Genomic DNA, 25442 nt, shown 5'->3' with positions numbered 1-25442 from the left:
CTCGAGTTGTGCGAGCGGGTCGGTGGGCGCGCGACATCATCTCGCCCGGCTGCGGTCGGGCCCGTGGGAAGGCAAGTGCCGGTGGGGCATTACAAGAGCAACGTGCGTGATCTCGAGTTCAACCTGTTCGAGGTGCTCGGCCTCGAGACGGTCCTGCAGTCCGGACAGTTCGGTGACCTCGATGGCGAGACCGCGCGGTCGATGCTGGTCGAGGCTGCGCGCCTGGCCGAGGGGCCGGTGGCGGAGTCCTATGCCGACGCCGATCGCAACCCGCCGGTGTTCGACCCCGCCACCCATTCGGTGCAACTGCCCGAACCACTGCGGCGATCCGTGCACGCCTGGCACGACGGTGAATGGTGGCGGGTCGGCAAGACCGAGGCGATCGGTGGGGTACCCGCCCCGCGAATGCTGGTGTGGGCGATCAATGAGTTCCTGCTCGGCGCTCAGCCCGCGGCGTACATGTATCTCAGCGGCCCCGTCATGGCCGATATCGTGCACAGCATTGGCACCGAGGCACAGCGCCACTGGGCAAAGCTTGCGGTGCAACGTAATTGGGGAGCCACCATGGTCCTCACCGAACCCGACGCCGGCTCCGATGTCGGCGCCGGGCGCACGAAGGCGATCCAGCAGCCCGACGGCACCTGGCAGATCGAGGGCGTCAAGCGGTTCATCACCTCCGCCGACTCCGGCGACCTGTTCGAGAACATCATCCACCAGGTCCTCGCTCGTCCCGAGGGCGCCGGTCCCGGCACCAAGGGGCTGAGCCTGTTCCTGGTACCGAAGTATCGGTTCGATCCGCACACCGGCGAGATCGGTGACCGCAACGGAGTTTTCGTGACCAACCTCGAGCACAAGATGGGGTTGAAGGCGTCGGCCACCTGCGAGTTGACCTTCGGCGGGCATGGAATACCCGCCGTCGGCTACCTCGTCGGCGAGGTGCACGACGGGATCGCGCAGATGTTCAAGGTCATCGAAGAGGCTCGGATGATGGTGGGCACCAAGGCGATCGCCACCCTTTCCAGTGGCTACCTCAACGCCCTCGACTACGCCAGGACCCGTGTGCAGGGCAGCGATCTCATCCAGACCGCCGACAAGAACGCGCCGAAGGTGACCATCACCCACCACCCCGACGTGCGGCGCTCACTGATGCTGCAGAAGGCCTACGCCGAGGGCCTGCGTGCGGTCTACCTCTACACCGCCGCCCACCAGGACACCGTTGCCGCCCAGCATGTTTCCGGCGCCGACGCCGAGTTGGCCGCGCGTGTCAATGATCTGCTGCTGCCGATCGTCAAGGGCGTTGGATCCGAACGGGCCTACCAGTACCTCACCGAATCCCTGCAGTGCTTCGGAGGCTCGGGTTTCCTGCAGGACTATCCGATCGAGCAGTACATCCGCGACTCGAAGATCGACTCGCTCTACGAGGGCACCACCGCCATCCAGGCGCAGGACTTGTTCTTCCGTAAGATCGCCCGCGACCACGGCGTCGCACTCGCGCACCTGGCTGGCAAGGTGCTCGAGACCACCCAATCCACCAGCGACGGCGGCCGGCTCAAAGCCGAGAAGATCCTGCTCGCCACCGCCCTCGAAGACGTGCAGGACATGGTGGGCAAACTGACCCAGCACCTGCTCGCCGCCCGCGAGCAGCCCACGCAGCTGTACAAGATCGGCTTGGTCGCGGTACCGCTGCTGCTCGCCGTCGGCGATCTCCTCATCGGTTGGCGTCTCATCGCGGCGGCCGAAATCGCTATCACCGCTTTGGATTCCGATCGCGATGAGCGCGACCGTGCCTTCTACGACGGCAAGATCGCCGTGGCCTCGTTCTTCGCCAAGACGGTTCTGCCGCACCTGAGCGCCGAATGGTCGATGATCTCCGACATCGATGACAGCATCATGGAACTCGACGAAGCAGCGTTCTGATACGAGGGAACTCGGTGAGCACCGCCACCGGACTTGCGCGTTTCTAGCGTGCAGAAGGTGTGCGAACAAGCCTCGGAGCGCACGCCCAGGGACGGCAGGCAGGCCCGAAGACGTGGCGGCGCTGTACGTCGAGGGCGGCGTCCTCGCGGTTCCGGGAGGGAGCGCGCCCCTGCGGTGAGCGCCCTGCTCGCATGTGCATATTTGCCATCGCCGCGGCAGGCCGTAGCGGCACCAGGACGATCCCGGTGAACCAGTCCTGCTCGGACGATCCGGTCAGAGATCGTTCGCGCAGGGCTGCCCGAGGCGGGTCATGGCGCGGCAGAGGTGGGTGCTTCGGGCATCGGTGGGCGGTCCGGCCCCTACGCCTTCTGACGCAAGCAGCGTCCTGAGTAGCTATGGTCCCAACCGGCCGGGCTTCACGGCTATCGGCCGAGCAGCCAGACACCGAGTCTGGCAGGCCTGGTGAGCTGGGGCCGCCTCGGGCCCTACGGCTGCTGACCCCCTCGCCGGCGATAAGCGCGTCATCCGCATCGTTCGAGGGATCCACTGTCGGCTCGACAAACATTTCTCGCGACCTGAACATTTTGTTGACCGATCGGTACAAAGCAAATTAGCATGGGGCACGGTTGACGCGGACTGTTTGACCGGGACCTTCGCGTCCTACCTGCAGCGCTTCGAGGACCCGCCGCCCGTGGCAGGCCCCCGCTGAATTCGGCGGCGGCCCGAACATCTAAGAAAAGAATGCATTCCGATGGACATCTCCCTGGTCGCCGCTGAGTTACGCGGCCCGGTTCGCCGCGTTCCGGCACTACCGATCGGCAGCCGCTTGTTCCTGCGCTTCGTACAGGCGGCAGGCAAACACATGCGCACGGCACCGGTCGAAGGTGTGCGGATCGAAGACGTTACCGATGTGCGCCCGAAACTGCGGATGTACCAGCCATTGCACGCGGGCACACCAGCCGCACTGCTGTGGATCCACGGCGGGGGGTACGTGCTCGGTCATCCGCGCCAGGACGACGCCCGGTGCGCCGGACTCGCGCGCACGCTGGGCATTACCGTGGTGTCGGTCGATTATCGCCTCGCGCCCAGGCATCGCTTCCCGGTCCCGCTGGAGGACTGCTACACCGGCTGGATGTGGTTACAGCGCAATGCCGAACGGCTCGGTGTCGACCTCGAGCGCATCGCCGTCGCCGGCGAGAGCGCGGGCGCCGGGCTCGCGGCCTGCCTCGTCCAGCGTCTGCACGGCGAGGGCCATCGCGCTCCGGCCGCCCAGATGCTCAGCGCGCCGATGCTCGACGATCGCACCGCGGCCCGGGGCGAGGCGGATGTCACCGATCATCTGGTGTGGAACAACCACCGCAACCGCATCGGCTGGCGCGGTTACCTCGGCGCCGAGCCGGGTGCGGCCACTGCCCCGGCCTACTCCGTGGCCGCGCGCCACGACGACCTGACCGGCTTGCCGCCCACCTGGATCGGTGTCGGGGACCTCGACCTGTTCCACGACGAGAACCTGGCGTACGCGCAACGGCTGCAGGCCGTCGGCGTCGACGTCACCGTGGATGTGGTGCCCGGCGCGCCGCACGGATTCGACCACTGGGCCGCGGGCACCGATATCGCCCGGCAGTACAACGCCCGCGCGGACGAGTGGCTCGGACGCATACTCGGTCTGACGCCGGTGCGGCCATGAGCGAAACGGCGGAAGGTCATCGAATGTGAGCGGCGGGAGCGGCTTTCGATCCGAACGATACGAAACGGTGCAGGCGTTGACGCTCCACCGACGCGATTTCCGGGCAGTCACCCGCTCACTGGTCATGCCGCGTTCCGGCCTGTTGCCCGACGATGTCCAGCCGAACTGTCGGTGCTCACGTCGGAACCTTATGGTGCAGTGAGGTGTTTCAGCCGAATGCGCATCGCTCAGGTTCACAGCCAGCGCGGCGGGCCGTCCAGGTCGGTGTCGATGGTCACTCCGGTCGAGCCGCGGCCGGCCGCCCAGCGCACGACGGCGGCGAGTGGTCCGGCGACGGTTGCCGTCGGTGCTGAATCCCGATGGACCGCGATCGGGGAGCGGTCCTCGACGGCGAGGACGAGTCCGGCGCCCAGCTTGTTCTTGCGCCACATGCCGACGATGTCGGTGAGCAGGGAGTCGAGGACGATGGCAGGAAAGTCGCCGAAGCGGCCGCCGTTCGCGAGGTCGACGGCGTGTATCCATACCTCGCGGGTGCGCATCCAGGCGGTTTCGGCGGCCGGTACCAGCCGACCTTGGGCAGTGCGGACTTCTGCTGCCCAAGCTGATGGCGGGAGGTTGCGCCACTTCTCGTCGAGGCGGGCCGCGGTGTGGGTGAACAGGTTTCGCAGGGCCGCGGGGTTGAGGGTGGCGCCTTCGTCGATTTCGCGACTGCGCTGTTCCGCGGAGGCGTACATGGGCGTTTCGACGCCGGTGGCGGCCCAGTCGAGCAGGCGGCACAGGGCCGCGGCGTTGTAGCCGACATGGGCGAGCAGGTGCCGCCGCGTCCATCCCGGCAGTAGGGTGTCGCCGTCGAGTCCGGTGTCGGTGAGTTCGACCAGGCGCTGGGCGAAGTACGCGGTGCCGCGGCGGGCGAGGAGCAGTCGCTCATCGAGGGGCAGGTCGTGGAATTCCACTGTCGCGCACCCTATTTGACGATGGTCTTGTTGCGGACGCTGCCGATTCCCTCGACGCTGACCTCGACCGTTTCGCCGTTCTGGATGTAGCGCGCGGGTGTGCGGGCGTGGCCGACGCCGCCCGTGGTGCCCGTGATGATCACGTCGCCGGGTTGCAGAGTGACGATGTGGGAAATGTAGTCGACCAGCTGGGCGGGGGTGAAGACCAGGTCGTCGGTGGTGGCGGACTGCATGACTTCACCTTCGAGACGGGTCTGGATCCGGGTGCCGAGAGCGTAGTCGGTGACAAGGTAGGGTCCGAAGCCGCTGGTTTTTTCGAAGGTCTTGCCCTGGTCCCATTGCAGGGTGCGGTACTGGTAGTCGCGCATGGTGTAGTCGTTGATCACCGAGTAGCCGGCGGATGTAATCCGCGGCGGTGGCCTCGGGGACCTGGTAGGCGCGTTTGCCGATCACCACTGCCAGCTCGGCCTCCCAGTCCAGCTCCGCGGCAGCGTATTCCGGCACGATGACGTCGTCGTACGGGCCGGCGAGTGCTTCTTTGAACTTGGCGAACAGGGTCGGGTACTCGGGCAGTTCGCGACCCATTTCCCGGATATGGGTGGCGTAATTGAGACCGACACCGATGATCTTGCCCGGGCTGGGGACGACGGGTGCGTAATCCGCGCCGGTGAGGTCGATGGCTCCCCCGGAGGCCGTCTCCGCCAATGCTTTCCAATCGGGCTCGGCGAGTAGCTCGGTCAGATCAGCGAATCCGTCGATGATGGTGGCGGTGGTGTCCTCTACACGGACGGCCGCGGTGGCGCCATCCAGGCGCAGGGTGGCGAGTTTCATCGATGCTCAGGCTCCTTCGGTGATGTGTGTGCGGTGCAAGTGCAGGCGTTCGACGATCGGGGCGTCGGAGAATGCGAACAAATCGAACTCGGTGCCGGCCTCGCCGGCCTACGGGGAGATGTTCCGCGCCTCGGCGGCGGCATCGCCGGACAACTCGGTGATGTTTCCGTTCGAGGTCTTCTGCGCGGCGTTCATGCAGGACGTATCCCCCGAAACGCAGAAGCTGGTCTACCCGCTGCTCGAGCGCCAGCCCTTCCACACCATGAACGAGTCGCTCGACCTCGACGAGTGGGAGCGCCTGCAACTGCCGTCGTCCTACGTCCTCTCCAAGGACGACCTCGCCCTGCCACCGGGCGAATTCGCCTGGGCGCCAAGGTTCCCGGCGCGCCTGCCCGGCGCGCCCCTCATCTACACCCCTGGCAGCCACGAATCACTGCTGATTCAGCCCGAACCCCTGGCGGAGGCGCTCATTCAAGCCGCGGCGGCTTGACCCGCGCGTGTCACAACCCCACGTTCGCACCCATGGAGTCCGCCAAGGGGTCGAAGCGCCGATGTCGGTGGCGCAGCAGGCAGACGACGCCCGCGCGTTGATCGAAGGACTCGCTGGTGGCAAGGCGCTCGTCTTCGGCAATAGCTGGGTCGAATTCCGGGGGATACACCTGGAATTCGTACCGCGACCACGGGTGTTCGGGGCAGCGTTGCGGGCGCTGCTGCCCCACATGCACACGGCCATCGATTCGGTTCCATCGCAATGGAACACTGCGCCTTCAACTGTGTGCGGGGTCGGCTCCGCTCGGCGACCCAGGCGGCGATCTGGGCGCGCCAGGTGAATCCGAGTTCGGTGAGGATGTGTTCGATGTGTCCCTGAACGGTGCGCTGGGAGATGCTCAGGCGGGCGGCGATGGCCCTGTTGGTCAGGCCGTCGGCTACTAGGTCCAGTCAAATCGTGGTTCATTTGCAGTCCCAGCCCGCTGATCTAGTGTCATGTCAGTTCGCTTGATATGTCGAAGGGAGGGCGGGATAACCCGCCCGCAGCGCCGCGAACCGCGTGACTGGAGGAGTTGATGGTGGATGACGGCAGGGCGGCCGATGCCCACACAGGACGACGTGCTCGGGTACTTCGACACGCTGTCGAACTGGGGACGGTGGGGTAACGACGACGAGCTCGGCACGCTCAACCACATCACCGACGACGTCCGGCTGGCGGCGGTTCGGGCTGTGCGCCACGGCAGGAGCGTGTCGTGCGCATGGGAGGTTGCCGTGCCGGAGGAGATGGAGCGGTCTACCACGACGTGCCCGTGCGCCGCCGACGTGCCAGGTGCCGAGAACATGCCGCTGCCCGGATTCCGCAACGACCGGCACTGGGGCTATTCGAACGAACGGCTCGGGATCCTGTTCCACGGCAACACCATCACCCACGTCGACTCGCCGTGCCACATCTTCTGGGACGGCACGATGTACAACGGGCGGTCGCACTCGTTGGTCGACGCCGCAACGGGATCGGCGTGGGCGGCCGTCACGGCGGCGGCGAACGGGATCGTCACGCGTGGTGTCCTGCTGGACATTGCGAAGGTCCGCGATGTGCCGTGGTTGGAACCGGGGCAGGGAGTGTTTCCCGAAGATCTCGAGGAGGCCGAGCATCGCCAGGGGGTGCGGGTACGAGCCGGCGATGCGGTGCTCCTGCGGACCGGCTATGGCCGCGTCCGGCACGAGGCCGGGGCGACCAGCGGTTTCACGCAGGCCGGGTGGCACGCGTCCTGCCTGCCGTGGCTGTATGAACGGGAGGTCGCGCTGATCGGCGCTGACACCCCCCAGGACGTCCAGCCGTCAGGGTATGACGACATGGCGATGCCGGTTCACACCGTGGGCCTCGTGGCGATGGGTCTGTGGCTGCTCGACAACTGCGACCTTGAGGCGTGTGCGACGACGGCCGCCGAGCTCGGCCAGTGGGACTTCCACCTCGCAGTCGCGCCGATCCGCTTCGCCGGTACGTCCGGCAGCCCGGTCAACCCGATCGCCACATTCTGACCGCGGCGTCGATGCGGCCGACGTGATCGGCGACTCTTCTGGACTCGGTACCCCGCGCCACGCAGCGATCGGCCTGTGGACTCGCGGAGCCAACAGGCGCGATCAGCGGTGGTGCGCTATCGGCCGATTCGATGATCACTGTCGGTGACTGCCTGCTGGAGCTTTTGCTGGTGCTGCGCGAACGTGGGCTGTCTTGTCGGAGGATCGCCGCGCACCTCTGGACCGTGCGCTATTCCCGTGGCTGCGCTGGTGAACTCCGGCATCTGCGATCGGCGTGGGTTTGTCGAGCACGCGGTAGCCGAATCGAGGTCATTGGCGCGGTCAGCTACAGGTCAGTAGCAACTCGAACGCGCTGTGTAGGTCCGCCCCGTCGAAGATCTCGGGAGCAGCGTCCGACGCGGCACGATGCCGGACGGCGTAGTAGGCAGCCAGATACCGCAGATCGCCCCACGGCTCCCATGCATGGACGCGATCCAGCACCTGCCCGCATCGTAGGCATTCGAGCCACGGAACGACGAGCAAACCTGTCAGGCTGGAGTCTGTGATGCCGAGTTGTGCTGGATCGATCGGCGTCGAAGAATCGTCAGGCAGCAGTCGAATAGAAGCCTCGTCATCGGAATCCCGTGCACAAGCAATGATTTCGTCGTGACGCACCAGTCGTTCGCCCCATTGCTCGGCCAGCACTTCGATCTCGGCGCGCGTTCGATCGTTGATGGGCACTTCGTGCTCGAGTAATTTTTGCGTCAAGATCCACAGTCCGGCTTCCTGTCGGCCGGTCTTTCTGCAGACGCGAAAGTTCTCGGTGTCGTCGACCGAGGGCAGCAGCGCGGCCAATCGTTCCCATAGATCTGCTTCGTATGCCTGGTAACGGCTCTCACCACTCACCGATGCGACGCTACGGCCAGCGTTCGTGGACAGCTTGATCAGGTGACGCCCAGCCTTCCCGCAACGGCAACGCGCGTACCTGCTGGACGAGCCAGCACATAATGCACCGACCACGCACTCATGGGCACCGAGGCAAAACTACAGCAACCCGGACTTAGCGAATGACCCACTGCGACAACAGGCATAGCGCTCCATCGACACGGCGGACCACCGAAATCACTGCTTGCCCAGCGATGCAAACCACTGCGGACCCAATGCCTGGTGTACTTGCGCGGGAAGGACGGCGCTGACCGCTGGCAGCCCATATCGCCGACGTTGATGCGGGGACCTGCTCGACCACGCCACCAAACGCAACAGCCCACAGTCGGGACAACTGCTGCGTTATCGCAACGGAAAACCCATCACCTCACGCCGATACGACTTGACGTGGGTCTGTGCGCGAGAGGGGACTTGATCACGAATCTCTGTCATCGATGACGCTGATTGGTGTTCAAGTGGAGGCTATTTCGATTCGCTGGATCATAGCATAGGGTCACCGATTGTGGTGCAATATCTGTATGTTATTGAGCTGTAATGGTTTTCGGTGCCACAGCAGAAGTAGCTGAGTGGGGGACCGTTGTCGCGTTGTGTCGATTGGTTCGGTTTCGGTGTGTTGTCTGCTTCAAATGGGTTGTGGCATGGGCGGAATCATTGATCGGAATGTTGTCCATTGTGGTGCCGGTCGCGTGTTGTGGGCGACCGGCACCGTGGTTGTCAGGGTTGTGGGGTTGGGGTTCGGCGGTGAGTAGTGGGTGGGTTCTTGGGTGAGTGCTGTGAGTGCGGCGGTGATTTCGTGGAGGTTGGCTTTGACGTAGGTGGCGGTGGTGCCGCTGGCGTGGGTGCGGTGGCACACTACGCCGAACAACGCCACAGCCCGCCCGACGGACAGTTGCTGCGCTAGTGCGATCAGCACGAGGGCCACCACCCTCCGGCAGTACCGAATGTTCGGGCTGGGAGTACTCGACTTCTGTGTGGGCGAACTCATCCAAGCCATCCGCACCACGCCACGACCAGTCGCTGCACCCGTAGATCCCGACATCGTCTACAGCATGTGTACTGTCGGCGTCGCCGGACGCATCCACGACCGAGCAGTCCTCGACGCACTCCACTGGCCAACCGGTACCAACCTCGGAATCCGCTGCGCCTACGACGGAATCCTGATCGTCCACCGAACCGACTACGTCACCGCAAAAGTGTGGCTCAATCTGTATGCGGCAGCGGTACTTATGCGTGGCCTTGAGGACTGTCCTCACTGTCGGGCGGTTGTCGGCTACTCGAATTCGGGTTGGAGTTGAGCTGGCGGTGCAGCGAGTTCGGCTGTGGCGGAAGCGCGGAGGAATGCGGTGGCCAGGGTGCTTGTGGTGGGGTCGGTATTTTGGATTGCCGTTGTCAGTCGGATACTCCTGTAGAGCAGGCCGGGGTCGCGGTGGGCGGCCTCCCACTCGGCGGCGTCGTCTTCGATGCGCTGCCGCCAGATCAGTTGCGATCGCTGCTCGGTTACCCAGTTACATAGTCGATCCCACTTCAGTAGGGCATCGTGCACGAGGCAGGCGTACCGGGATTCCAGGGTGATTAGCCGTGCATCCACCAACCGGTGGACGAGGTCGGGCCCGGTGCTGGTCCGTGCGGCGACTCGTGCGAGTTCGGCGGTCGATGTCCGGCAGCGGGTGATAGTGCCGTCGCGATGGACTGCCACGAGTGCCAGCAGGATGGGACGCGCGTCGAGTTGTTGTGCCGATGTCAACGTCTCCCAGGTCTGTTCGGCGATTTGACCGACCACTCCGGCCACGCCTCCGACCCGGTGATAGGCGGCAAGGTCCAGTCGACGTCCGCTGTGCCCTGCCCGCATCGATCGCATGGTCGCTGAGAGCAGGGGGAGCACGCCGGCGCCGGCGGTTGGGTCGTTGCTGCCTGGTCGGTTTCCTTCTAACTCGGTGATCAGCAATTCTGCTGCGGCAGGGTCGACAGCGCCTCCGCGTGTGTGTGGTGGGCCGACGATGGCCGACATCAACTCCTGACGATCTGGGTGGTTCAGTGTGAGGCTGTTGTGCTGAACGGCATGTGCCAGCCACGGATGCTGGGAGCAACTGGTGAGCTGGTCGGATCGCACTGCAACGAGGACCGACCCGATCGTCGACACCTGATTCAGCCAGATCAGGAACCTCTCGCGGACTGTCGCATCAACATCGGACCGGTACAACTGTTCGAATTGGTCGATGATCAGTAGCAGCCGACGGTCACCGGCCCATCGCCGGATGGCGTCGAGATCCGGCTGCCGTGTGCTGAAACCATCTGCGGCACAGAATATTCGCGCCAGCGAACAGAGAGGATTTCGATCTGGCGTAGTGACAACGACCCTCCACCGCGTCGACTCTGCGCTCAGAGCCGGAAGGACGCCGGCACGTAGCATCGCGGTCTTGCCGATGCCGGACGCGCCGGTGAGCACTATGGCATCGGCGTTGCGCTGTGAACTTGCCGATGCTCGAACCATTTCGAGGATGGAACCAATGGCACGCTGCGGCCCGAAGAAGGGAGGTTCCTGCCCTTCTGGGAACCCGTCGGCATTCGGATACGGCGGTTGGGTCGTGGTGTCCGATGGGGCCGCCGGGGCGCGCCGCGCCGCCGCCCACAATGATCTCCAGGCTTGCAGACTCACTGTCTCGCGGGGTGTTCCGGCGCGGCGTCGTGCCCGTGTGTCCAAGACATGCAGGACCGGAACCAGCGATTCGAACCGTGCCGGAACGTTGCGTCCGTTCATCCAGTCGCTGATCCGCTGCGCCGTCGCCGGTGCCGCACGACCCTCGCTCTCGGTATTGCGTGCCCGCTGCTGAGCCAGCGTGGCGACATGCCGCAACGAGGGGGCGCCCGCGTCCCGATGCAGGGCAGACAGTTGGCTGGCGAACTCCCCCCGCTCCGGCCTGCCGTGGTTGGTGTACTGGGCTGTGTCAGTTGATGGCAGCGTCATGCGTTCCCCCGAACAGACCGCGTCGTCGTTGACGACTGGTCGGTTGTGTTTGTCTCTACGACAGGTATAGACGGCGGCGAGGTTGAATCAGTTCCATTGATTTCCAATTTTTTTCGTCACCTGCCCGTCCTAGGCCAGCGAGCCCAAGGCGTGCGATCGGCCCTGGGCCCAGTCCGGCACGCACGTTCGTCCGTGCCCACTTCCGTTGTGTGTCCGGACCGGACTAAATCTGCATTGTGTGTGACCTGCACAGTCGCTGTGTACGGCGCGAGTGCGGGATTGCGATGCCCGCCAGCTGTGCCCTAGCGTTCCGGGCGGAATGCCGAGCGGCCCAGGGAGTTGGTCGACTCGGCTCATTCGATCGATAGGGGGGCTGATGCGTACCAAGACCTTGATCCCGGCTATGGCGGCCATAGGCGCCGCTCTGCTGGCCAATGCCACCAATGCCCAGGCGGAGGGGCTGGTGCCCCACGAAAGCTCCGTCACCATGGAGGACGGCTGGCAGCTGGGGGTCGGCCACCACAACGAGGAAGCCAACCGCGTCCCCCCGCTCAACGGCATCGGCACCACCCGCGAAGTCTTCGTAACCAACCAGGCCTACGGCTCGATCGCGGGACGCGGCTCAAAACTGCAGGGTGTGGTACTACGGACGGGCTACCACGTCGGATGCGCGGTAGATCTGACATCCATCACCCTGGGCGCTACGGTGAACGTCGGCTTCACCCCGGGCATCCTCATCAACCCCGGCATCCCGACACCCACCGTCGGCGCGAATATCGGTCCGACCGCCTCGATTTCGCCGAGCTTCCAAGTCACGCTGGCACCAGGCAAGGTTGCCGATCTCCCTACCGGCGAAAAGCCGATAGAGGACACCAAGGCATTCATCACCACCCGCAATGCCCATGTGAAGATCGACGGCTGTGTAGGGCCAGCGAGTATCCGCTCCTACACGATTATCGCCGCGAAATCCACCCAAGCCGACGACTCGCTCGCGGTCTACGGTGATCCGATTCCGCTGTAAACCCGGACGCGCTGCGGTGAAGGTAGAACAGAGAATTCGTGGTGCCTGGTGGTGCGCATCGCTCACTGCGGTCGTCCTGATCACGGGTGTACCGAACGCCTCAGCCGACGCTTCGCGGAGTGACCGGCACGAACTGTCGGTCCGGACCGCGGACGGTCGAACATTGATCGTCGGACACCGTGACGAGGAAGTTGTCAACGCGACCGGTCCCGGACTCATCCCGACTCGGGAAGCGGTGGTGAGCAATTCGGCCTACGCCGAGATCAAGGGTTCTGTATTCAAGAACCTGAAGGACGCCGAGCTGATAGTCGGCTATCACGTCGGATGCGCAGCATCCTTGCAGTCGATCACTGGGTCCCTCGGCGTCGATGCCGGACTCGTATCGCCAAGTGTGCTTGTGATAACTCCGCAGGTGTTCGAGTCGCCGAGCGATCGGCGGTCAAAGGTGTCACCCAAAGTAGAGGTGAAACCTAAAATAACCGCTCGCCTTGCAGCGGGAACGATCTCGGACATAGTTATCGAAAAGACTTCCCTGAAAGATCACGAGCCGCGCATCGATGTTGTTCGAACCAGTATCAAAGCCGATGGTTGCCTGACCGGCCTCACGCTCCGTTCCTACGTGACGGTGTCGGCAAAATCCAAGATCGATGACGAAACGGTCGTAGTGTATGGCGACCCGGTCGTCGTGTAGGGCAGCGGTTCGCTGGAGAGAAGTCTGAAAATGATGGAACCGATCGTGAACCTGCTGCATCAGGCCAAGTGGCAGGGGAGTTCTGGTGTGGAGGTGGCGGATGGATTCGCACGGATCTGTCGCTCTGTGATTCGTAATCAAGCGGGACGAGTTGCAGCGCGTAAACGCGCTGTGGATGCGAGGCGATGTGCCGGTCGCGTGGGGTAGCAGGCAAGTTCGAGGACACCACGTCGGCGAGTGCCCGTGTCAATCTCTGCTGGGTGAAAGAAGGGGAACCGATTTTGGATCTGCTGCGTCCAAACTGATTAGAGGTTAACGTAACTGACTTGATCGGGGGTTGGGATGCTAGATGTGGGGATATCGTCGAGGGGGCGCCAGGAGGTGTCAGGTATTCGGGCGGGGTGCTGTGCCGAGCCTGTCAGGGTGCCGATAGGTGAGCTGAAGGTGGCGAATACGCCACGGTTGCAGGGGGAGAATTCGCGGCATGCTCGGTTGCTGGCCGATGTGGACGGGGTGTTGCCGGCGATCATCGTGAGTCAGGCGACTATGGAAGTCATCGATGGCGCGCACCGGTTGCGGGCGGCTCGGCTGCATGGTGAATCAGAGATCGAAGTTTCGTTCTTCACCGGCAGCGAGGCGGACGCATTTGTGCTGGCAGTCCACGCCAATACCACCCATGGCCTGCCGCTTTCGCGAGAGGAACGGCTGGCTGCCGCGCGTCGGATCACTAGCACTCACCCGGACTGGTCCGATCGCGCTATCGCGAAGTACACCGGACTGTCGACGAAAACGGTTGCCGCGACCCGAGACTGTTTAACTGCGGTCGAGAGTCGGTTGAACAAGCGAGTCGGGCGGGACGGTAAGGCAAGGGCAGTCGACAGTTCGAGGGCCAGGGAGCAGGCAGCGGCTTTGCTAGGTGCCCGGCCCGATGCTTCGTTGCGCGAGATCGCCAGGGCCGTAGGACTATCACCCGCAACCGTCAGCGATGTGAAGGCTCGGTTGTCGAGGGGGGAGGCACCCGCCGTAGGTAGAGGCGAACTCCAACGTACTGACAGCACAACGGCTCTGGACGCGTCGGGAGCCGGCGCGATCCTCGACAGTCTGCGACGTGATCCGTCGATTCGATCGAGTGAGAAGGGCCGGGCACTCTTGCGGTTACTCGATACCGGGGTCGACCGGCGAACCCGTGAACAGCTGATATCGGGCATTCCCGCGCACCGGATACCGGCCGTTGCCCAGGTCGCTCAGATGTGTGCGAGGAATTGGCAGGAGTTCGCCGCGCAACTTGCCTCGTTGCCGCAGCACTCCATCTGAAACCGAAGCAATTAGCTATTCGGGCCGATTGTCCCTTGGCGGGCCGTCGTCCTCTTCTTGGGATGTATGAAGACGGGAAGCATTCACATGCGATCTATCAAGCTTTGTTTGGTGTCGGTAAATGCCAGAAACTTTCATTTACCGCCATATGGTGTTTGGGCCCTCAAAGCATTTGTTGATCATTACTCTGACGAGCACGGACTGGAGGTCGAGGTAAAGGTAATCAGCCTCTCGGCAGAAATCTCGGTCGACAACATACTCGAATGTCTGCGGGTGGAGTCGCCGAATCTGATCGGGCTCTCTCATTACATTTGGAACGACGGCGTGACGCTTGCGCTCGCCGGGGTGTTGAAGTCCGAATTACCGGAAGTCGCCGTGATAATGGGAGGGCCGCATACCGATTCCAACGATATGCGCCTCACTGGCTTGGTCTCCGCGGGCAAAGTGGACGCTTTGGTCATCGGTGAGGGCGAGCGGCCGCTCCTGGCTATACTTGAGGATCTCTCCCGCGGGCAGGACATCCAACCGTCCACAGGTGTCTACTGCATGCCGCATGCTGCGGGACAGGTGAAGCTCCAACGACAAATCTTCACGCCGAGGGATAGCCTGGACTACCTCCCGAACCCCTATCTGGTCTGCCCGGAATTGTTGGAGCAGTCGATCGCGGCGGGCAGCGTCCAGTATCAGACATCGCGCGGCTGCCCGTTCAGTTGCACCTTCTGTGACCAAGGACATCAGGCCTATCGAACTCTCTCGGATGAGAGGATTCGAAAAGATATCGAACTGTTCGCATCCCGCGCGACCTCACATATCGACTTTCTGGACGGCACGTTCAATCTCAAACCGAGTAGGACCGAGTTCGTGCTGGAGAAGTTGATCTCCGCCGAGCAGCCGTGGACCTTCCACGCCGAGATCAAACCGGATCATCTCACCGATCCCGAGATGGACCTCCTGACCATCGCGGGATGTGAGTCCGTGGAGCTTGGCTTGCAAACCATTCATCAATCCACTCAGCGTGCGATCAAGCGGCGAAACAACCTCGAAAAATTTCGGTCCGTGGTCGAATCTCTGCTACGCCGGAATATACAGGTTGTGGTGGACACCATTGTGGCCCTCCCGAATGAGACTGTGAGTGATTGGCTGGAGACGGTAGATTTCTGTTCCTCGCTCGGCGATGTCGTAATCCAGTCGAATCTATTGAAGCTCTTGCCCAATACCGTGCTGCTCGCGCAACAGCAGGAGTTCGGCTACAGCTACGATCTGGACCTGTATAACGCTGTCACGGAGTCGAACCGGATGAACGGCGATGACATCCGTACCGCGGTAGTCCTCACCAAGTTGATCGACATCTACTGGAACTCGCAGCTGAGGGCGCGGACCAGGCGGATCATGGAGGAAAGGTTCGAAGGACGTCTCAGCGGCGTACTGCGCACCGTTCTGGAGGCGATCGCCGACAGCCCGGGGTTGGTGGCGGGTAGCAACTTCGTCGACGAGTCCTTCCGGCTGCTCGAGTCACCGGCAGCGGTAGCAAGGATCGGAATGCCATGAGTGACACCGAACCAGGATTGTGGACTCAGCAGTTGGTCGATCTGGTCGGTGACGCTGTTGTCAAGCAATCGCTTGTCAAGTACCAACAGATTCTGGATGTCTACGACCAGAAGTACGGATTCTACTCAATCGCCTGCTTGCTGGCCAAATATCATCTGCTTTCCCAGGTGATCGAAATCGGAACCTATCTTCTCGATTCCGGAAACAGCCGCTACCTTGAGTTGATCGACCGGGCACGTCGACTGGTGCAGGATCACTACGACAGTACTCGTCGTGCTCCGCAAGGTGCGACGTCTTACGCACCGGTGCAACGGGTTTCGACGCCGGCAGGTGAGCAGATCTTCTATCCCGCCGATGCCTACGATCGGCATCTCACGTCGGATCCGTGCGTTCAGGACCAGGTGCGCGAGATCGACAGCACGTGGATAGACGCCATCGTGCCGCGGCAGTTCTACATCTACGCGATCGACGCGGATATGGTGCCGGTCGTTTACGGACAATCGATGGGATTGACCGGTCTGCTGGGTACCGAAAACGGGCTCACCATCCCCTCCGGGGCGATTGCCCACCCGGTGTTGGTCCGACGACGGGGGCTTTCGGTGTACGGCGCCGGCGAAATAATGTTCACCAAGACCGTTGACGGTGCGCTGGCCGGAGCGATAGTCAACAACAAGTCCGGCCACTTCCGCCCCCGCGCGAACAGTCTCGCGATCGTGACCGATGCTGTGTCGAACGGCCTCGAGATCGACGCAGACCTGGTCGTGCCCATCGCGGTCGAGCGAACCTCATGAGGTACGAAACCGAGGTGGTATACCTCGCTTCGACGTCTTCCTTTGCCGCCCTCCTCTCGACGAACTGCTTCGGCCGAACAGGATTCGAGAAGGAAACCGAATACGCACAGTGCCGGGTCTACTTGGATACCGGCGACTTCGCGCTGGCCAGAGGCGGATTGACGCTCGCCGCACGATCTTTGCGCGGCTCGTATGTGCTAAAACGTGGGTTCTGTTGCAGCGTGGAAACGAAGGCGCTGACACGGCAGGAGATTTTCGGTCAGTACAACGCGGCTGGCGTCGCCGAATTGGCCTCCGAACTGGGCGACAAGGTGCCACTGCGGGATATCGCTCCACAATATGTGGTAGATCAGCGCCGCGTGCACCGCGAGTATGCCGCCGATGCAAATCTATGGCACTGCTCGTTCGATACGGTCACGTTCACCCGGATCTCGGATAACGCATTCTGTGTGTTCCGTTGTATAGAGATTGAAGTCACCGGGTCCAGCGAATCCGGTGCGAATCAATTCTCCGATGAATGCGGCATCCTGAACTACCTCGACAGCTATGGCCCTGACTTGCGGCGCATAGATTCCAAGCAGTCATATGGACTAAGCATGCTTCCGGCTCGGTCCTAGACTTACCCGCCCACAGTACGGACCGAATGATTCATTCGGCCCGTATTCGACGTGTCTGCCTATGGTAAATCACGGCGTGCCCGGCTCCGTCTACGGTCACCGCAGCGCGTTCCGTGTACTCTGTTCGGGCCGCGACTGTGAATTGATCACTTGCTTGACCGTCTTCGAACTGCCGCTTAGCGTAATACCTGTAATTGTTCGTCTACCAAATAGGTGGTAATTATGTCTCCGAAAGTCAGCGCGGAACACCCGGCCGTGGGTGTGGCCAACTTCAATGAATTGCTCGACGCTCTGAAGAGCGCTGAGTCGACCGTCGAGGGTCGCACGGCTCTGACCGGTTTGACCTGGTCGGAATCGGTCGAGCCGGCCTTCTGACGCCTTAACGGCTGGTAGCGCAGGTCGCCGTCCGTACCAAAAGTACACGGATGGCGACCTGCGTCGCTGTCGGTGCAGAATCTGTTTCGGATCGATAAGAATCGGCGAGAGAGAACCATTGTCGAAAATCGCGACGGCTGAGCTCTATGAATTCCAGGGGATGCTGTACCGAAACACCGCCGATGAATTGACGGGCCGTTCCGGGTCCAGCGAGCATCTGATCTACCAAGAGTACGGTCACCTGTTCGATTTCGAATCGCTGGCCGCCGACCATCGGCAGCTAGCGATTGATCCCGACAACTTGTTTCTGGCACAGACTCGGAACTTTACGCAGGAGTTCGTTAATCTCGCCGTGAAGCCGATTGTTGGAGAGGCGGCGCGTGAATCCGAGTCGCTACGTGTCCGGGTCGATGATTCGTTTGTCACGATGACCGCCGCGCTTCGGATCGCCGACACCGCCTCACGCAGCCTGTCGAGGACAATAGTCGGCGAAGTGGATCGGGCGATAGCCTCGAATTTGGAGGCGATCTACGGCAGGTTGCACGAAATGGTCGGCAGATTCGCAAGCGGTCTGGGATATGCGGGCCAGAGCGCAATGTACGCCGCTTGTCAAGGAGTGGATTTTGCCGAGCTGGCCAATGAATGTTGCGATTACGCACTGCGTACCGCCGGTCACTACCGGCATCTACTGTCGTCTTGCGCCGAAGAGTTTCTCGGGCTGCCGGTGAGCCGACTGGACAAGATGGACGCACCGCGGTTGTGGGGTCACTTGAACCGACTAGCGAGCCACGACAGCGATGCGATCCTTGCTGCGGTGGCGAACTCGTCGGGGTTCGCACGGGAACAACGTCTGCTGAAGATCATTCGTGTAGCGGAGGGAGATTTTCGGTCACGCTGCTTGCCGGTCGCTGTTCCGGACGAGGTCTATGTTTTCATCAACAGCAAAAAAGGCACCGAGAATATATTCCTATCCGCCCACGAGATAGGTCACGGTGTGGCGGTGTTGGCCCAACCGTCAGCGGGCGACGTCAACCTGGCTCGCTGGCAGGACCCCGTCGTCGGCGAGGCCATTGCGACACTGCACGAGGATATGGCGCTGTGGCACATATCGAAGACACGTACGGAGTGCAAGGCGCTGCATCGCCTATACGCCCTCAAGCGGCATTATCTCATCCGGATCCACATAGCCAAATTGCTTTGGCAGTTGGAGTTCGCCGACGCATCCGGCGACGCCACCGCATCGATCGGCACCACGCACCTGATCGACCAGCTGAAGGCGCATACCTTATTCGACTTCGCGGGTGCCACCCCGATGTACTACCTGGACCTGCATTGGTACGCATCCGTCTACCTGCGCGGCTGGATGCTGGCTGCTCAGCTCCGCAGCCGATTGTCGGCGGAACTCGGTCCGAACTGGCCGGATCAGCCGCAGACCGGTGAGCTGGTTAAAGATTGCCTTGACGGCGCCATGCCGGTATCCGCTAGCCTTGTTTCTTGCCGATCCGGCTATCGGCGGCTGGATAGTGTGGCGCTGATCGAAGCAGCAGCCAGTTCGGGGGAGTGTCTTGTCTGATTCAGTCCGGCATGATCCGGCGTCCTCGTTGCTTCGCAATCGAAACTTCTTGCTGTTCTGGTCGACTCAGTTCGTCTCGCTGTTCGCGACGTCCTACTACATGATCGTGCTTCCCCTGTGGATATATCGGGCGACGGGCTCGTATCTGCATGTCGGCGCGATGGCGACTGTCGGTTCGGTGGTCTTCATCCTGTTCTCGATCTATGCGGGCGTCTTTGTCGATCGGCACGATAAACGTCGCATCCTGGTCGCCAGCGACTTGATACGCGCTGTCCTTGTTCTTCCCATGCTGCTGGTCTCCTCGGTCGATTCGATATACATCGCATACATCGCCGCGGCGGCCACCGGCGCAGCAACGGCGTTCTTTGTGCCCTCGCAGAACCATCTGATCACTGCGGTCGCGGGAAGTGGTGGCCTGCGGAGAGCGAATGCGCTGCTGCACTTCAGTTATTCGGCGACCCTGGTCATCGGTCCGATAGCGGGTGGTCTCGCTGTCAGCGGATTCGGTTACCAGGTCAGCTTCTTTGCCAACGCGCTGTCGTTCGTGATCGGGGCCCTCGGGTCATTCCTTGTCACATTGCCCGCCGAACCGCCTGCGCCGGCCGGTCGGCGACCGAGCTACTTGGACGACGCGCGTGCGGGATTCCGCTTCGTCATACGCGATGGTGTGCTCCGGCGGGTCATGATTTCGCAGGCTATCGTTTTTATCGGATCGGGCGCCAACGCAACCCTTTTCGTGCTGCATCTCAGATCGATCGGACCTGCCGGGATCGGCATCTATATGTCGGCCCAAGGTGCCGGGATGCTGGTGGCGTCGACCGTACTGTCGTTGAGCGATCGTGGCGAAAAGGCCTCTGTCCGAGCGATCGCATACTGCGGCCTCGCTCTGGGCGTCACCCTCGCCTTATTCGCCTGGCTCACCCCACAGCACCTGGTAGTGGGTACGGCGACGATCTTTACCTTCGGGATTGCACTGACCGTTTACGGCGTCGAGACCAGGACTGCGCTACAGGCCTTTTCGCCGAAGGAATTGCTCGGCCGCGTCACAGCGGTAGCGACGCTGATCTCGCGAGGCGGGGCGGCGGTTTCCATCCTGATGGGATCCGCCTTGGCGGCGGCCGTGCAACCGAAAGGTGCGATCATCTGCTGCGGTGCGATGATCTTCGCGGGCTTCGTACTCCTGCTGTTCGGCACACGGACGCCAGTCGCGCCGGAAATGCGGCTCAGCAGCGCCGGGTCATGAGCGCAGTCCGGTTGCGCGGTATGCCTGCGCGAGCTTGGGCCCCGCGATCGACCGTGCTCGTTCCGCACCTTGGGTGAGTAGCTTGTTCAATTGGTCACGGTCGTCGGTGATCTCGCGATAACGCTGCTGGATCTCGGTAAGGCGCCCTATCACGGCGTCGGCGACGTCGGACTTGAGTTTCCCATAACCTGCTCCGTCGAATCGTGCCGCGCTTTGGTCGCGAGAGGTGCCGGTGAAGCATTCGAAGATTGTCAGCAGATTGGTGACGCCGGGCGCGAGTTCGGTAGCGAAGTCCACGCCGGAGTTCGAGTCGGTCACGGCGCGCATGATCGACTTGCGTGCCTTGTCAGGGGGATCGAGCAAACCGATCGCGTGTCCGGGGGCACGCTCGGCGGTGCTCTTGCTCATTTTGGCAGTCGGATCATCCAGCCCCATGATTCGTCCACCTGCCTGTCGGATGACCACGTCCGGAATCTTGAAAGTGTCACCGAACAGCGTATTGAACCGTTTCGCGATGTCACGCGTGATCTCGACGTGCTGCTTCTGGTCCTCACCGACAGGTACCAGGTCCGGGTCGTAGAGCAGGATGTCGGCGGCCTGTAGTGCCGGATAGCAGAGCAGTCCGGCACCGACCCCGGTATCGACATCGGCGATTTTGCCCTTTGTCTTGAACTGGGTCATCCGCTCCAACCACGACACCGGCGTAGTACAGGTCATGATCCAGCCGAGTTCGGCGTGCTCGACGATGTCGCTCTGGACGAACAGCGTCGACTGTTCGGGGTCGATACCGCAGGCGAGGTAGAGCGCGAAGATTTCCTCGACCCGCGCGCGCAGGTCCTGGCCGGCGACCGCTTGAGGGATGGTGAGCGCATGCAGGTCGGCGACGAACAGCAAGTTCTCATAGACGGCCTGGTTGTCGACCCACTGGCTGATCGCGCCGATGTAGTTGCCGATGTGAAGTCGTCCCGTAGCGGTGATCCCGCTGAGAACCCGCTTTTTCGCTTGCGCTGCCACTATTTTCACCCTCCACCGTGGTCCGTCTCGACTCTGCTCAATCTATCCGGTAGCGGTGCACCCCCTGGTAGCGCCTGTTCGATACAACGTCCTGGCCGACCGTCAGCACTCCGAGGGAGTTTCGGATTATTAGCGGCTCTGGCTCACTTCCGGTTTGCGCCGTGAGGCGGTGGACATCAAAGGAGGTGTTAGACCTTCCCGCCGGCTGTCGCAGCAGTCCGGTAGGAGGGGAGCGCAGTCCGACCCGGGAGGCGCCTGGAAGGGCGGGAAGCAGCGCTGCCGATGCCACCCACTGCTGCCCCACAGCCAGATCATCGTGATTGCGAGGCATTCGACTCCTCCGGTGATTGGGGCTGCGCTGGCTGACGGACTCAAACCTCGACCGTAGTCGGCCAACTGGCTCGGATGGAATCCGTTCGGTAGAGAGTCATCGGAACGGCGAGTCGATCGGTCGTTGGATCTCTTCCTTGTTCCGTGCGCCGTGCCAACTCGCCACGCCGTTGTCAGCAACATCCGTGGTCAGTACAGCTAGGCAGATGCGCGATGCTCAAGGCGAACGGACAGAGTGCAGTTTGCCGTCGCATGGGCGTCGCGTTCGCGGACGTGGCATTGAATGGTTGTCGTGTCCTCCGTACGGCGCCCCATTGTCGATGACACCCATCCCCGTTCGCGGGGTGGGGCGCATCTATAGGGTCTGCAAAGTCATGGCCACCGTCGACCACCTGACCTGCACCTTTCTGGATTTCCCATAGATTGGCCACCGCTATGTGACTCAGTCTCGTGGCCAATCATTATGTCGCACATGGTGTTTGGTCCACGACGCAATGCGCTGACCTGCGGAGTCTCAGAACAATGGCCAACTGGCCACCATGTGGCCACAGATTTGAGACGATGGCCACGAATTCCCGGGACCCTACAAGACGTGTAGGGTCTCGCCGCGGACCCCGTCCGCCAAGGCTGCGACCTCCGACATGCCGTTGTCTCGCAACGGCTTCGCAGCGCTTCTGTCTCACGAGACGCCTCGTATCCTTCGACAGCTTCAGCCATTGCTGTTCGACGGAACGGTGGATCCCGCTACGCTCCGCACTGTCTGCCCGATCCTTGACGACGAAGGTGGGAGCATGGGTTGGTTCTTCAAGTGGTGCCGTGACCGCGCACAAAAGCCAATGAATCTCACGCGGACTGACGAGCCCCAGGCGCCGCCGCCGACATTCCTCGCCGAGGTCGATGAGGTGATTACAGCAGCTGAAGGGCTCGCTCCCAGCGCCGACAGCAAGATCCAGCCCGACTTCGACTACGTCTCGACGCGGTGGGGCTGCGAGAGGATCCTCATCCTGAACAAGTCGGCTATCCACGAACTGCTAAACAAGGTGACCAAGGATGACACTGCCGGATTCGGAACGACCACAGGTCACCGGTCCAGCAATGTCAGGCGGACGGCGAGGAGCCTGCCCAGCGCGGAGGGCGGATGGACCAGGAGCTGTTCGCGGCTGCGGCGGCCGGTCAGCAGGACGCGCTGGCCGATGAGGAGGCTGACTCGGCGTCGTTGCCGGAACGGGATGCGGAAATAGCCGTCGCCGGTGACGCGTACCCGACCGTCGGGAGACGGGCCGACAAGTAGAACGTCCTCGACAGGCTGTATCTGCAGCTTCGTTCCCGGCGACCAGTCGAGCGCTGCCATGACATACCGGTCGAGGACTCCGCCGGCCTCGCCGAGCGTTGATATGCCGTACAGGATGTCGTCGTCGGGGCTGGACGCCGGTTCCGGCGGGCCCGGCAGCGGACCGCGGATCAGCTGTTCCAGTGGTGCCTGCGGGAGAACGAGCGGGGGAATCATCGGCGGCCCCGATCGTTTCCCGTGTCCGGCCCGGCAGGGGGATCGATGGTCGATCCTGGCGGATCTGTCAGAAGTTGTCGCAGGTGGGTGCGCATTTTCCCTGGTCACCTCCGTGTGTTCGAGTGCGCTCGAACACACGGCACGCAAATCCGGCAGATCTGCCGGGAATCTGTGCGCGAGAGGGGAATCGATCACACGGAGGCAACAATATTGGTGCAGATGCGTGCACGAGTAGCTTCTATTGTGCGTCGCTGGAGCGAAGCACAGAATCTGCGATCAGGCGGTGACGCCGGTATTCTCTTGAACTGCAACACTTTTCGATACTTCCATGGAGGTAGCTGAGCGGAAGAGGCTGGCGTCGGGTTCTGTCGGGTGGTTCGGTTTCGGGTGGTTGTCTGCTTCAAACGTGTTGTGGTCGGGGTGGAGTCGTTGGTCAAGGGCTGCTCTGGGTGGTGCCGGTCGCGTGTTGGTGGGGACCGGCACCGTGGTGATCAGAGTGTGATCGGGGGTTGGTTGGTGAGTAGGGGGTGGGGTTCTTGGGTGAGTGCTGATAGTGCTGCGGCGATTTCGTGGAGGTTGGCTTTGACGTAGGTGGCGGTGGTGTCGTGGGTTTTTCGCGTGTGGTGGCCTGCGTAGGTGCGGGCGGTGGCGTAGCCGAAGGTGCGTTCGACCCAGGTGAAGGTGGTGTGGCGGAGCCAGTGGGTGGTGATGTGTTGGGTTGCGACCCAGGGGAGGTGTTGGCCGATGCGAGCCCAGAGGTGGTCGTAGCGGCGGGCGGTGATGGGTTTGCGGTTGCGGTAGCGCAGGAGTTGTTCGTTGGGTGGGCTATGGCGTTGTTGGGCGTGGCGCAGGAGGTGCCGCATGAGGGTGGGGGAGACGGGTTGCCACCGGTCGATGCCTTCTTTTTCGCGCAGCAGGATCAGGCAGTGGTGTGGCTCGAGGTCGCAGGGGCGTAGGCGTAGGGCACCAACACGGCGGCAGGCGGTTTCGGTATGTAGGCGTAGGAGGAGGGTGTCGAGTTCGGGGTCGTTGCCGGTGAGGGCAGCGACCTGGCAGATCTCAGCGAGACAGGGTGAGGAGATCGCTTGGCGGTGTGATGGGGGTCGGGTGGGTATGGCTAGGTTTCGGGTGGGGTGGATCCAGTTGTTGTCTTCGGCGTAGCGGTAGAGGCAGCGTGCGGTGCTGATGAAGTGTTCTCGTGCACTGGCACCGTTGCGGCTGCCGCGGCTGCAGGCTTGTACTGCTCGGGCTTTCTCGTCGAGGTCGGCCTTGGATATCGCGTCGAGTGGCTGGTTGTGCCAGGTGTTTTCGAGGTGGTTGAGGTGGGTGTTGTAGGTGCGCAGGGTGCCCGGGGTGAGGGTGGCCCGGAGTTTCGGGATCACGTAACCGAAGGTGGGTACCGCGGGGGTGTCGGTGAGTAGGTCGGTGGCGGTGATGCCGATCTGCGACAGCAGGATTCGTGTGGCGTCGATGGCTGCTGGATCCGCAGCGGTGTGAATGGTTGGTGTCATCGGCTATGACTCCAGTGAACGCAGGTGGTTGCCCAACAGCGCGTGCAGCATCGGTGGTGGGTAGATCGCGAGTTGCTGGTTTTCCGGCTGGGCGACGAGCAGGACTTTGTCACCGATGTTGAGGTTGGCTTGGCGTCGTTGCCGAAAAGGTACCCGGAAGTATCCACCGGTGACGTGTGCTGTGCCGTGATCGCTGTGGCGGACGAGCAGGATGCCGTCGTAGGTGCACCGGATTGCGAGTCGGGTGTCGGTGGGCCAATTGAGTGCGGCGAGGACTGCTCGGTCGTGGATGCGTCCGGCGGCGCCGATGATGCACATGCTGTAGATGATTTGGAGGTCGTGGGGAGTCGGGACCTGTCGTGGTGCGGTGCGTATGGCTTGGATGAGTTCGTGCAGAGATGTCTGGGGTGGGATGACCGGTGCGATCAGCACGACACCGACCACCCTTCGGTGGCGGGCGAGTGTGTGAGCGGGGAGTGCTGGATTCCTGGGTGAGTCAGGTGAGTCATGACTGGGCCCCGATGGCAGGTCCACCGGCTATGCGAGTTGTAGTTGCTGCTCGAACTCGGTCGGTACCCATTGCTCACGGAATGCTTGCGGGG

General features: G+C 62.5%; 22 protein-coding genes and 2 pseudogenes. 13 read left to right on the top strand and 11 right to left on the bottom strand.

All coding sequences use genetic code 11. The annotated features are described in order from the left end of the window. Nucleotides 1–81: 81 nt before the first annotated feature. Both ACIBG0_RS22850 and ACIBG0_RS22845 read left to right on the top strand, forming a co-directional pair. The gene (locus tag ACIBG0_RS22850) at nucleotides 82–1917 is read left to right on the top strand and encodes an acyl-CoA dehydrogenase (RefSeq protein ID WP_397035209.1); all 1836 of its coding nucleotides are present in this window, start codon (nucleotides 82–84) and stop codon (nucleotides 1915–1917) included. Between the two features lie 751 nt (nucleotides 1918–2668). Beyond that, nucleotides 2669–3604, top strand: coding sequence for an alpha/beta hydrolase (locus ACIBG0_RS22845; RefSeq protein WP_397034984.1), 936 nt, complete (start codon nucleotides 2669–2671; stop codon nucleotides 3602–3604). A 233-nt stretch (nucleotides 3605–3837) separates the two neighbouring features. On the opposite strand, the gene ACIBG0_RS22840 is transcribed toward ACIBG0_RS22845, so the two are convergent. Together ACIBG0_RS22840 and ACIBG0_RS22835 are read right to left on the bottom strand one after the other, a co-directional pair. After that, nucleotides 3838–4557, bottom strand: a complete 720-nt coding sequence (locus tag ACIBG0_RS22840; RefSeq protein WP_397034983.1) for a maleylpyruvate isomerase family mycothiol-dependent enzyme — start codon at nucleotides 4555–4557, stop codon at nucleotides 3838–3840. Nucleotides 4558–4568: 11 nt separating this feature from the next. Beyond that, nucleotides 4569–5388, bottom strand: a pseudogene (locus ACIBG0_RS22835) (fumarylacetoacetate hydrolase family protein). Between ACIBG0_RS22835 and ACIBG0_RS22830 the strand changes: the two are divergent. Then, nucleotides 5375–5878, top strand: a complete 504-nt coding sequence (locus tag ACIBG0_RS22830; RefSeq protein WP_397034982.1) for a hypothetical protein — start codon at nucleotides 5375–5377, stop codon at nucleotides 5876–5878. The pseudogene ACIBG0_RS22835 and the gene ACIBG0_RS22830 overlap by 14 nt on opposite strands. Nucleotides 5879–5888: 10 nt before the next feature. Here ACIBG0_RS22830 and ACIBG0_RS22825 read toward each other — a convergent pair whose 3' ends face one another. Together ACIBG0_RS22825 and ACIBG0_RS22820 are read right to left on the bottom strand one after the other, a co-directional pair. Next, nucleotides 5889–6107 carry a hypothetical protein gene (locus tag ACIBG0_RS22825; RefSeq protein ID WP_397034981.1) on the bottom strand — a complete coding sequence of 73 codons (219 nt, stop codon included), beginning with the start codon at nucleotides 6105–6107 and terminating at the stop codon, nucleotides 5889–5891. 64 nt (nucleotides 6108–6171) lie between these two features. Beyond that, nucleotides 6172–6324: pseudogene (locus ACIBG0_RS22820) on the bottom strand (response regulator transcription factor); the annotation flags it as partial. Between the two features lie 135 nt (nucleotides 6325–6459). On the opposite strand from ACIBG0_RS22820, the gene ACIBG0_RS22815 reads away from it, so the two are divergent. Then, complete coding sequence (locus ACIBG0_RS22815; protein ID WP_397034980.1) at nucleotides 6460–7416, top strand: cyclase family protein; 957 nt, start codon at nucleotides 6460–6462, stop codon at nucleotides 7414–7416. 321 nt (nucleotides 7417–7737) lie between these two features. Here the strand turns inward: ACIBG0_RS22815 and ACIBG0_RS22810 are convergent, their stop codons facing one another. From ACIBG0_RS22810 to ACIBG0_RS22800, 3 genes are all read right to left on the bottom strand, one after another. Further along, entirely contained in the window at nucleotides 7738–8250 is a 513-nt protein-coding gene (locus ACIBG0_RS22810; protein ID WP_397034979.1) for a hypothetical protein, read from the bottom strand. 712 nt (nucleotides 8251–8962) lie between these two features. Beyond that, nucleotides 8963–9325 (bottom strand): hypothetical protein, encoded by a 363-nt coding sequence (locus tag ACIBG0_RS22805; RefSeq protein WP_397034978.1) that lies wholly within the window; start codon nucleotides 9323–9325, stop codon nucleotides 8963–8965. Between the two features lie 285 nt (nucleotides 9326–9610). Further along, entirely contained in the window at nucleotides 9611–11305 is a 1695-nt protein-coding gene (locus tag ACIBG0_RS22800) for a hypothetical protein (RefSeq protein ID WP_397034977.1), read from the bottom strand. 376 nt (nucleotides 11306–11681) lie between these two features. Here ACIBG0_RS22800 and ACIBG0_RS22795 point away from each other — a divergent pair, with 376 nt between their 5' ends. From ACIBG0_RS22795 to ACIBG0_RS22755, 9 genes are all read left to right on the top strand, one after another. Further along, the gene (locus ACIBG0_RS22795; protein WP_397034976.1) at nucleotides 11682–12326 is read left to right on the top strand and encodes an MspA family porin; all 645 of its coding nucleotides are present in this window, start codon (nucleotides 11682–11684) and stop codon (nucleotides 12324–12326) included. Nucleotides 12327–12342: 16 nt separating this feature from the next. Next, complete coding sequence (locus tag ACIBG0_RS22790; protein ID WP_397034975.1) at nucleotides 12343–13017, top strand: MspA family porin; 675 nt, start codon at nucleotides 12343–12345, stop codon at nucleotides 13015–13017. Nucleotides 13018–13440: 423 nt separating this feature from the next. Next, nucleotides 13441–14331, top strand: coding sequence for a ParB N-terminal domain-containing protein (locus ACIBG0_RS22785; RefSeq protein WP_397034974.1), 891 nt, complete (start codon nucleotides 13441–13443; stop codon nucleotides 14329–14331). A 111-nt stretch (nucleotides 14332–14442) separates the two neighbouring features. After that, nucleotides 14443–15879 (top strand): B12-binding domain-containing radical SAM protein, encoded by a 1437-nt coding sequence (locus ACIBG0_RS22780; RefSeq protein ID WP_397034973.1) that lies wholly within the window; start codon nucleotides 14443–14445, stop codon nucleotides 15877–15879. Then, entirely contained in the window at nucleotides 15876–16670 is a 795-nt protein-coding gene (locus ACIBG0_RS22775) for a hypothetical protein (protein ID WP_397034972.1), read from the top strand. The genes ACIBG0_RS22780 and ACIBG0_RS22775 overlap by 4 nt, the downstream gene beginning before the upstream one ends. Further along, complete coding sequence (locus tag ACIBG0_RS22770; RefSeq protein WP_397034971.1) at nucleotides 16667–17287, top strand: hypothetical protein; 621 nt, start codon at nucleotides 16667–16669, stop codon at nucleotides 17285–17287. Before ACIBG0_RS22775 ends, ACIBG0_RS22770 begins: the two co-directional genes overlap by 4 nt. Before the next feature lie 222 nt (nucleotides 17288–17509). Continuing rightward, entirely contained in the window at nucleotides 17510–17662 is a 153-nt protein-coding gene (locus tag ACIBG0_RS22765) for a hypothetical protein (protein WP_397034970.1), read from the top strand. Nucleotides 17663–17780: 118 nt separating this feature from the next. Then, nucleotides 17781–19235: a hypothetical protein gene (locus tag ACIBG0_RS22760; protein ID WP_397034969.1), complete on the top strand. Its 1455-nt coding sequence runs from the start codon at nucleotides 17781–17783 to the stop codon at nucleotides 19233–19235. Then, nucleotides 19228–20478 (top strand): MFS transporter, encoded by a 1251-nt coding sequence (locus ACIBG0_RS22755; RefSeq protein ID WP_397034968.1) that lies wholly within the window; start codon nucleotides 19228–19230, stop codon nucleotides 20476–20478. The genes ACIBG0_RS22760 and ACIBG0_RS22755 overlap by 8 nt, the downstream gene beginning before the upstream one ends. On the opposite strand, the gene trpS is transcribed toward ACIBG0_RS22755, so the two are convergent. From trpS to ACIBG0_RS22735, 4 genes are all read right to left on the bottom strand, one after another. Continuing rightward, nucleotides 20473–21492 carry a tryptophan--tRNA ligase gene (trpS, locus tag ACIBG0_RS22750; RefSeq protein ID WP_397034967.1) on the bottom strand — a complete coding sequence of 340 codons (1020 nt, stop codon included), beginning with the start codon at nucleotides 21490–21492 and terminating at the stop codon, nucleotides 20473–20475. The two genes, ACIBG0_RS22755 and trpS, sit on opposite strands and share 6 nt — an antisense overlap. Before the next feature lie 1411 nt (nucleotides 21493–22903). Next, the gene (locus ACIBG0_RS22745; protein WP_397034966.1) at nucleotides 22904–23329 is read right to left on the bottom strand and encodes a hypothetical protein; all 426 of its coding nucleotides are present in this window, start codon (nucleotides 23327–23329) and stop codon (nucleotides 22904–22906) included. Nucleotides 23330–23820: 491 nt separating this feature from the next. Further along, a complete protein-coding gene (locus tag ACIBG0_RS22740; protein WP_397034965.1) occupies nucleotides 23821–24840 on the bottom strand; it encodes a tyrosine-type recombinase/integrase in 1020 nt (339 codons plus the stop codon). 3 nt (nucleotides 24841–24843) lie between these two features. Further along, nucleotides 24844–25272, bottom strand: a complete 429-nt coding sequence (locus tag ACIBG0_RS22735; protein ID WP_397034964.1) for a hypothetical protein — start codon at nucleotides 25270–25272, stop codon at nucleotides 24844–24846. Between the last annotated feature and the right edge of the window lie 170 nt (nucleotides 25273–25442).

The organism is Nocardia sp. NPDC050630 (assembly GCF_044457245.1).
GTDB lineage: Bacteria > Actinomycetota > Actinomycetes > Mycobacteriales > Mycobacteriaceae > Nocardia.
The sequence above is the reverse complement of the archived record's forward strand: the minus strand, read 5'-3'. Positions and strand labels throughout refer to the sequence as shown.